Raw genomic sequence first — 9707 nt, forward strand, 5'->3', positions numbered from 1 at the left:
CGGGAAACGCTACTTGACTCGTAGCAGCAGGGGAGACTGGAACCGTGGGGTCCTCAGAGGAGACTGTCGATGGGGAGGGGTCAGAGTTCAGGACTCCTAAGGGAGAAGTTTCCTTCGATGCCGACTCAGCTAAAATCGCACCTTTACGCCCAAGAGGATCTGTGTCATCAATCTGAGCATCAATGCCATGTCTTGTTCCTTCGTCAATTTGTTCTAAATCTGTAGATAAAAGCGTGATATTAAGAGGATTGAGCAAACTGTCACGAACAACGAAATCAAGAAAATCAGCCATCTTTAATTTCCTCCAAAACAAGAGAGATCAATAATTAAGTAGGTAGGCGTTAAAAATTATCATAGCACCCCGCCTATCAGCACCCCCCTTATTAAGCTATCCCTTATAGGGAGCTTTCTTAACAATTTTTGCAGTAAGCACTCCAACCCTTATCCTGACTTGATTTCAGTTTTTTCTTTGTCAGTAAGGGTGTCAACATAGAATTTATAGCATTTTTCTAATACACCAAATTAGCTGAAACAATCCAGTAGGGTGCGTTACGCTAACGCTAACGCACCAATCCCAGTTAGAAACCCAACATTCTTAACGACATTAGTGTAGTTGGGTTTCGCTTAAGCGTCGCTAATAGTAGTATCCTAACATCGGCAACAGATAAACCTCCGTCAACGATCTGTAACCATTGCTGGCGAACAGAATTTCGTTGGACAGGATCAGTAATGTGTTCAAAACAGTCATCGTAGTATGACATATTTTTTTCTCCGAATCACTCATAATCTCATTTTAACCGTTCAGGGGGCGGTTATCAAGCCGCCATTAGTTTTGTAATGGGGATTTATGCCCCGCTCCAAAAACTTTTCGTCTTAAGGCGAGGTTTTAGACTAGATTTTTTCGATAAAAGCAGACCACGGGGGAATTTTTCACAGCACTAAAGCTCTGCAAGAATTATCACTTTAAGCGGTGACATTTTCTGTTTCTACTGGTTGAATTTCTGGCATTTCTACTTTAATTAAACTCACTCTAGCACGATAAAGTAGTTTTTCCCCATGACGATAGCCCCGATAACGCACTAGAACAGGTGTACCTATTTCCGCTTGACCATCGATCAATTGATGGATTTGCGGATCATAACTAACATGATCACCGACACTGTCAATTGGTTGCACTCCCCAGCGCTCCAGTAACTGCATAATCGGTTTAACTAGGGAGAGGATTTTGACGGCTGCTAGGTCGGGATTTTTGCGGGCAACGGCCTCGGCCGTGGGCCATTGAACTAACCAAGATTCGATCACTTCGATGCTTTGACGTTGAAATTCTGCGGCTAATTCTTCTTTTTGCTGGTCTAATTTTTGCTGTAAATTTTGATACTCTTGTTCGAGAATTTTTAATTCCCCTGAATGATCCTCTGGCCCCATCGTCGGGATTTGAAAATGAGCAAGAAGATCGCTAACTGGCAGCTGCAGCCCCTTAGCTAATTTCACCAAAGATTCAGAAGATAATTTAGCGATTAAACCATGGCAAACTCTCTGCAATTGCCAAGAAGATAGACCCGATAACTGACTCAATTCTTCCAGATTTTTACAGCCAATTTCTGCCATTAACTGCTCTAATTTTTGCCGATGATATTTATATAAGGACTCATTCATGGGACTTCTCAGCTTAAGCGATGTGTTTAGCTAAAACGGATTTAGGAGCGCGACGAACTCGACAGAGAATCGTTTCTTTACCGAGACGCTGATGAGCTGCAAAGCGATGGCAACCAGAAAACCCGTAGTAGTTACCATCCACCTCCAAAACATCGATCGGTTCTCGTAATCCCTCCTCAGCGATCAATTGCATCAACTGATTAACTTTTTCGGGATCGGTTTGTCGCGGTAAAGGACGACGAATTTGGGACAGAGGAATATTTTTAATTTCCATAGTGTCTTCACTATAGCACATTTAGGCTAAACTGAAGATAAGTTAACTCGGTTGCTGATGCAGTGGTCTGGCTCCCTACTGGCAGTTTTCTGGCCACAGACAAGATTCTATCACCCAATCCTCTCCTTTTCTGACTATGACTATTCCTCCTATCAATGAAAAAATTATCCGGCAAAATAGCACCAATGCTTCCTATCAGCGCGGTCAATATTATTACGATAGCGGTGCAGTTATTTCTCTTTGGCAACGGGGGCAAAATCTACAAGCTTTAGTGAGTGGTAGTGAGGTTAAACCCTATCGAGTTGCTATGGATTTTAACCAAGAAAACCTTGAGAATGTCTCCTGTTCCTGTCCCTACGATTATGAGGGTTGGTGTAAGCATATTGTGGCGGTTTTATTAACCTGTTCTCGTCAACCAGAATTAATTATTAAAAAAGCCTCTCTAGAGGAGTTATTGACACCGATCGATGAAAGTAAATTAAGAAAATTGCTTAATCATTTAGTGGCTAAACACCCAGAAGTTATCGAGACAATTGATAAGTTTTTAGTGCCAGCTACCCCACTTAATAAAGCGGTAGGGAAGATAACTGTTAATGTCAAAGCTTATCGTAATACTGTCCGTAATGAACTGCGGCAATCCCTACGAGCGATCGAGGAAGATTACTACGAAGAAGATCCAATTTCTAATGAAATTTATGCCCTAGTGGATGAGGCCAAAGATTATTATCAAAAGGGAGAACCAGATAATGCGATCGCTATTTTAGAAGCAATTATTAGCGCCTGTATCGAGGAATGGGATGATTTAGAAGATTACGGTGCTGTTAATGATGATTTAAGTGCTAGAATCGATCGAGTTCTAACGGCAGCAATTTTAAGCAAAGAATTTAATCCCCAAGAAAAGCAAGATTTAAGGGAAAAAATCGAGCAATGGCAGCATGAATGGAGTGCCGATTTTGAGATGAGTTTAGCAGCCTTACAACAGGGATGGGACGATCCAGTTTTAGAGAAGATTTTACGGGGAGAATCGGCTAATTTTTCAGAAATGTGGTCAGGAAATATCCCCTATTATGCCCAAGCATTAACTTCTATTCGCTTAGAAATTTTCGAGCAACAGGAAAAAGATCAGGAGTATTTGAATCTAGCTTTAGCTTCAGGACAAGTGGTAGAATATCTAACTAAGTTAGTCTATCTTGATCGCATTGAGGAAGCGATGGCATCGGCAAAAAATATGATAACTAAAAACGATGAAGCCTTCTTTTTTGCCAAAGCTTTACGCGATGAATCCGCACCAGAATCCGCTCTCATAATTGCCAGGGGTGGTCTAAATTTCCCTGGAAATTATTATTATCAATTAGCTCTCTGGACAAGTGAACTAGCGCAATCTTTAGGGGATATAGATACAGCTTTAGCTGCTAGAATTAAGGCATTTCAAGACCAACCTTCCTTTTCCCATTACCAAAAAATTGAGTCTTTAGCGGGGGAAGATTGGCCCGATTTAAAACTAGACTTGTTAGATTACTTGCGCGAGTTTAGCGGTGGACGTTCCACAGAGGCTAAAATCGATATATTTCTCCACGAAAATTTAGTTAGAGATGCAATTAAAGTCGTTTCTGATAATTCCTATGTGCAGTCTCACCTAATTTGGCGGATAATGGATGCGGCTGCTACCGTCGATCCTGACTGGGTGATCGATCACGCTCGTCCTCCTGCGGAAAAGATACTGGACGAAAAAAAGGCTGATCGCTACGAAGAAGCGATTAAATGGCTGAAAAAAGCTCGTAATGCCTTTTATATGTCGGGAAGACGGGAAGAATGGCAAACTTATCGGGAAAGTTTAATTAAGGAACACGGACGCAAATCAAAATTTATGGGGTTATTCAAATATCAGGATTTACAATAATTTAAGCTTGTAGCCGTCAGTTATCGGCTAAAAGGAGGCTATTTTTAGCTTGTAGAGTGGGAATTTGTCCTCAGCTTAAGTCTAGTGATGTTTCGACGCAAATTCTTTTATGCTACAAATTGAAGTGCGGAATGTAGGTTGTAGTAAGTAGTCATGCAAAATAAATTTCCTAGTGAAGACAGGCAATAGGCAAGAGGCAAAAGCTTGATCGAAATGTGTAATTAATTTTGCTTAGGTACTTATCTTCTCGACTATAGCAGTTTTCATCAGAATGAGGTATGGGCAAGGAGCTTAAACCCTTTGTTGGCAAAACTTGTCGATACCTCAGTAACGTGAAAAGCGCTATCCTTTATCGGGAAATTTCAAATCTGCCTTGGCTATTACAAAAATTCATATTTATGTCTTGTGAACCTGCTACAGCTAAACGCAATGCTTAGTTACTGGTCAGTTGTTTCTGGTACTATCGTCACCTCCATCATATTCTCCTTCTGCCCCTTCACGTTAATCTTCCTCATCGTCCCAGAATAAGACGATTGCACCTCACCCAACCCTTTGATACTAAATCCGTTGAGTATAGGATACATATCAGGACAGGCAAAAGGCAGCTGATAACTGCTCACTGATAACTGCTCACTGAAAAGGCTAACGGTTATAAAACGGGGACGGGTAAATAAACCTTTTCTACCGTAGGAGAAAAACCTAGCCATTGACGAGATAAACGAGCAAAAGTGTCAGGATCACCGCTAACTGCGAAGTTAGTAGGTAGGGATGTTTCGGGATTTTTGAGACCTAATAATTCTAGTTCTTTTTCCGCCGCTCGGACAACGGCAGCTGCGGGATCTACCAAGCGCACGGAACTAGGTAAAAGACGACGTAAAACTGGGGAAAGATGACGATAATGGGTACAACCATAGACCAGAGTATCAATATTTTCCGCCAGTAAAGGCTGAAGATATTCCCTAGCCACTTGTGTGGTATAGGGGTCAAAAATGCGGTTAGCCTCGATCAAAGGGACAAACTCAGGACAAGGAATTTGCCAAACTTGGGCAGTAGGATCGATTTCTTGAATTGCTTGTTTATAGGCATTACTTTTAGCCGTAGCCGGGGTAGAAATCACCCCTATGCGCTTTCCTTGTTTAACGGCAGTTTTGGCACCGGGTAAAATTACCCCCAAAATTGGTAAATCTTTAAATTCGGCCCGTACTTCTTCTAAAGCCAAGGCGGAACTGGTATTACAGGCCATAATCACCATTTTCACCCGGTGCTCGCCCATCCAAGTGAGAATTTCCCGGACAAATTCGATAATTTCCCCTTTAGAACGGGTTCCGTAGGGAAGTCTAGCGGTATCAGCAAAATAGAGAATCGATTCTTGGGGCAGTTGTCGATACAACTCCCTTAAAACTGTCAGTCCACCCACACCACTATCAAACACACCAATCGGACTAAATTGTGATTCTCTCATAGATATCGAGGAAAACGCTGATCTAAAGTAGCTTTATTTGATGATATTAAAACACGGATTTTTTGATTGGTAAACTAATGCTCCAATGATTTAATCATTAACGGAGATTTCGTTGAATATATTCAATAATCCCTCCTGCGATCGCCGCCGCCATTTGTCGTTGAAAGTTGGCATTGGCTAATTTAGCCGCATCCTCAGCGCCAGTAACGAAACCCACTTCCACGAGGGTAGAGGGCATTTTCGAGGTTCTCAGCACATAGAAACGGGCCCGACGCACCCCTCGATCGCGCATATCGACACTGCGGACAATATTGCGATGGATGGTGTCCGACAAACGGCGATCGCCGAAGTAGTACACCTCTAGGCCGTTGACATCCGGTCGTGCTTTCCCCATAGAGTTAGCATGGATACTGACAAATAGATCGGCATCGATCTGGTTAGCCAGATCCGTGCGACCTTGCAGGGTGACAAAAAAGTCGCTATCCCTAGTTAGACGCACATCGATGCCCTGTTGTTGCAGAATGCGGGTAACTTCTAGGGAAATGGGCAGAATTACGTTTTTTTCCTGAAGGCCACCAATTCCGATCGCCCCCGGATCCTTACCACCGTGGCCCGGATCGATCACCACTAGAAAGCGGCTATTGCGTTGTTGGGGGGGATTAGGAGTGGGGTTAGAGGGGCGCGGCGGTGGGTTAAATTGCCCCGTATCTGGGGGTAAAGGGACAGGTATAGTGGTGGAGTCAGGAACCTGAGAAACGGGGCCAGAATTGCGGGAGGAAAGCAATTCTAGGACTAGGGTTTGACCTTCCGACTGATTGAGGCGACCGAATTGAAATCCTGCCGCGGTCTGTACCAAAATCAGCACCTTATTGACACTTTCCTGACGTACCCGTAATTGATAGATGGGACTAGAGCGACCAAAGCGCGGACCGCGAAAAGACTCGGCTAACTTAGCATTTTCGATGCGTAGTTCATAGACCCCATCCCGGTTAACACTGCCGTTAGCTTTCAGGGGTGAATCCCCACGAATTAACAGGCGATCGTTATTACCCGCCAGATCGATCGAGGAGATCGTCGCCAAACGATTGCTAGAAGGGGGATTATTGGCAGTTTTCGGGGGGGGATTATTGGGACGAGGATTGGGATTGCTGGCCCGAGTGGGGGGAGGTGAGGAGATATTATCCACGGCACCCAGACCGCCCCTAGGCAGTAAAACCAAGCCACCAAAACGACTATAGAGAGCTTGCCAATCGGGACTATCTCTATTAACACTTAGGGAAATCTTGGCCCGTTGATTGGCAGTCTGACTGAATTGAATATCGCCGACCCCATAGCGATTGACGGGGATAGTTTGACCGGTGAGACTGCTGGGTAAAGTGGCCCCGGGTAATTCAAATTCGATTTTTTTGCCGTCCCGGCTGCGTTGACTGCGAATCGATCGCTCATCACCATTCTGCTCTAAACGGACAAAAAGACCATTGCGAGTGACTTGAAAATCATCGTTGTTGTCCGTCTGGCTAACTGGAGGTGGGGGAGTGGGACGGGTGGAACCGCGATCGGGGGGAGGTGTGGGGTCAGGGGTAACGGGTGGTTGCGTTTCCTCCCTAATCGGTTGGGGATCTGGCAATTCCACTGTCCATTGGGTGGGCGAAATTCCGCGAATTTTTACCTGTTGAGGATCGACAGTGTAGCCGGGGGCTAATTCAATCACTAAACGGGTAGTTTCCGCATCAAATTGACCGATACGGATACTTCTGACGATATTGCCAATGGGCCGGTTAATATTGGGTTGCCCTAACTTGATCCCGGGCAGATCGATCACGATCCTGGTGGGGTTAGTGATCATTTGCGCTCGCGGTTGCACTCGATTGTCGGTAGTGAACACCAGACGATTCTCATTGGTGTCGAATCGCCAAAAGACGAGCTTGCCAGCCCAAGCAGGGGCCGCCACCAGCAACCAAGTTAATGCGCTTAGGAATAACCAATGAAATCTCACGATCGATGCTCCCGTTGCTCAGTTATCAATTACCTTTTTTCGGTAAAAATGGACTATTTTGTTGATTTTTTGCCATCCATAGCTCCGTTAATGCTCTGAGAATAACTATCAATAAAAACAAGCTTATGGGACGTTGGCATGGTCTGCTATGTTTCTGATCAGTTATCAGTCATCAGTCATCAGTTATCAGCTTCTGAAGGTAAGAGGCAAGAGGCTCCAAAAAAGAATCTGGCAATTCTCCTACCTAAAAATAAGGTTAGAAACTAAGTACATCAAAGCTTTTAGCTTAACAAATTAGGATTTGGATTCGGCCCTTGTTATCAATGAAAAGACGGCACTGTTAGTGCCACTTAATACTGCTCACTTAACACTACCACTGGTAACTGCTCACTGCTCACTGATCACTGATTGAGGGCTGGCGGTAGGTTCTTTAAATACTAACCTTAACAGGGGCGGAGCGATAAAGGTAGTCAAGATCACCATCATAATAATCGCCGCGTCGGCAGCGGGGGATAAAGCGCCACTAGCAGCCCCGACTCCGGCAAAGACTAAACCCACTTCACCCCGGGGAATCATGCCAACTCCGATCGCCAAGCGATTGAGTTTTTCCTTGCTGAAAACGGCTAACCCCGTCACCACTTTACCCAAAATCGCGACGACAATTAAGAAAGCGGCCAAGACTAATCCTTCTCGATTGCTGGGAATAGTGGGATTAAGCACACTTAAATCGGTTTTTGCCCCCACACAGACGAAAAATATCGGTACAAATAAATCGGCGATCGGGAACACTTGTTCTGCCAATTCCGATCGCTTTTCCGTTTCCCCTAAGACTAGGCCGGCAGCAAAGGAACCGAGAATCGCTTCTAATTGGATAACTTGGGCAATATAGGCAAGAATAAAGGCGAAAATTAGGGAAACTAAGAGCAATTGTCCCCTAGTTTTCATTCTATTAACTAATTGAACGTAAAAGGGGCTTAAAAAACGACCGATCAGGATCGCCCCCACCACAAAAGCGCTAGAACTAATAACTAGATAAATTACCTTGCTAATCTGCACTTCTCCGGTCTTCACCAAAGAAGCAACGACAGCGAGGACGATAATACCGAGAATATCATCGAGAACCGCTGCCCCGATAATAATTTGACCTTCTTTCGCCGATAACTGCCCTATTTCTGCTAAAACCTTGGCGGTAATGCCGATACTGGTAGCGGTTAGGGCTGCCCCGGCAAAAATAGCGGGAATGGTGGCCAGATGGAAAATGTAGATTAAACCCAAAGTACCCACCAAAAAGGGAACCGCAACCCCCACCACTGCCACAGCAGCTGCCTGGGGACCGACGCGAATTAATTCCTGCAAGTCCGACTCTAAACCGATCTCGAACAGCAGGATAATTACCCCCAATTCCGAGAGGACGGAAATCACCTCACTGGCAGCACTAAAAACGGCGGGAGATTGCTCTGGGGTGAGGGATGACGTGGATTCTAGGAAATGAATTAGGAGAGAATCCTCGAATCCCGCTCCTCCTTCTGGAAAAACCAGTAATTTTAGGGCAGAAACTCCGATAATTACGCCACCGACTAATTCTCCTAACACGGGAGGCAAGTTGAATCGGACGCATATTTCTCCCCCCAGTTTACAGGCGAAATAAATAACGGTCAAACTCAGCAGCACGCAGGCTAAAACTAAGGCACTATCGGCAGTTTCGGCCGTAGCTGCCGAGGCTAACAGGGTAAGATTAGGACTCCAAGCGGAAGAAAGGAAAGGCTGTAGTATCATCGCTCGCTCAAAATTACTCCCAATACTCTAACAAGCTGGCGGCCTATTCAGTGATTCCCTATTAAACTTTGCCCCTTGTCCAACTTCTACGAGGGTTCAGCCGTGGCCGGGTGAGGATCAGATAAATTGTCAGACTTGCTATTATCGGTGAATAGGAGGCAAAATAGCTAATAGTTGACTCCATATTCCGATTTTTGACGACTACCGCCGCAATCATCGCTTTACCACCGTCCGGCCCTTCTTCCGCTGGTTGGAAAATAATTTTTGCAGACCCCTTGACAAGATGCTTATTTTGTGTAATGAGTCAGGAGCCGGTCGTTTCAGGCTTTGTTGCCCTCTTTTTTTGTACCAGTTTATGTACTAAAAGAAGGATAATGCAAGGTTTTTGAGGATCCTAATCCTATATCCTTGCACTAACATCGGATTTTAACAGGTCAAAAGCCTTATTTTAAAAGGGTTTTACCATTATTCAGCAAGCCCTAAATAAGTAGGTAGGCGTTAAAAATTGTCAGATACCCCCCTTATGGCTCTCTTATTCTTTGTGTGATAAGTTTAGATTATCTAGAAGCGATCAATCTTTGTGTCCTTTGTGTCTTTGTGGTTCGTTCCAGTTGATTGCCAGCAGGAATGTATCCTATAATAC

The 9707-nt window shown here is 44.5% G+C and carries 7 protein-coding genes; 1 reads left to right on the plus strand and 6 read right to left on the minus strand.

Going from position 1 to position 9707, the window contains the following annotated elements:
* From EWV60_RS19310 to EWV60_RS19320, 3 genes are all read right to left on the minus strand, one after another.
* A partial coding sequence (locus EWV60_RS19310) for a hypothetical protein (RefSeq protein WP_287234113.1) occupies positions 1 to 292 on the minus strand: 292 nt, incomplete at its 3' end.
* A 671-nt stretch (positions 293 to 963) separates the two neighbouring features.
* Positions 964 to 1656: a helix-turn-helix domain-containing protein gene (locus tag EWV60_RS19315; protein ID WP_287234114.1), complete on the minus strand. Its 693-nt coding sequence runs from the start codon at positions 1654 to 1656 to the stop codon at positions 964 to 966.
* A gap of 13 nt (positions 1657 to 1669) precedes the next feature.
* Positions 1670 to 1951 carry a ParB N-terminal domain-containing protein gene (locus EWV60_RS19320; protein ID WP_002752867.1) on the minus strand — a complete coding sequence of 94 codons (282 nt, stop codon included), beginning with the start codon at positions 1949 to 1951 and terminating at the stop codon, positions 1670 to 1672.
* A 115-nt stretch (positions 1952 to 2066) separates the two neighbouring features.
* Here EWV60_RS19320 and EWV60_RS19325 point away from each other — a divergent pair, with 115 nt between their 5' ends.
* Entirely contained in the window at positions 2067 to 3830 is a 1764-nt protein-coding gene (locus EWV60_RS19325; RefSeq protein WP_287234116.1) for an SWIM zinc finger family protein, read from the plus strand.
* Positions 3831 to 4479: 649 nt separating this feature from the next.
* Here EWV60_RS19325 and murI read toward each other — a convergent pair.
* The 3 genes from murI to EWV60_RS19340 form a co-directional block, all read right to left on the minus strand.
* Complete coding sequence (gene murI, locus EWV60_RS19330; protein WP_002734376.1) at positions 4480 to 5292, minus strand: glutamate racemase; 813 nt, start codon at positions 5290 to 5292, stop codon at positions 4480 to 4482.
* A 97-nt stretch (positions 5293 to 5389) separates the two neighbouring features.
* A complete protein-coding gene (locus EWV60_RS19335) occupies positions 5390 to 7288 on the minus strand; it encodes an N-acetylmuramoyl-L-alanine amidase (protein WP_287234118.1) in 1899 nt (632 codons plus the stop codon).
* A 387-nt stretch (positions 7289 to 7675) separates the two neighbouring features.
* Positions 7676 to 9064 (minus strand): cation:proton antiporter, encoded by a 1389-nt coding sequence (locus EWV60_RS19340; RefSeq protein ID WP_287234119.1) that lies wholly within the window; start codon positions 9062 to 9064, stop codon positions 7676 to 7678.
* Positions 9065 to 9707: the final 643 nt, after the last annotated feature.

The sequence above is a fragment of the Microcystis sp. Msp_OC_L_20101000_S702 genome, from assembly GCF_007095705.1.
GTDB classification, from domain to species: domain Bacteria; phylum Cyanobacteriota; class Cyanobacteriia; order Cyanobacteriales; family Microcystaceae; genus Microcystis; species Microcystis ichthyoblabe_A.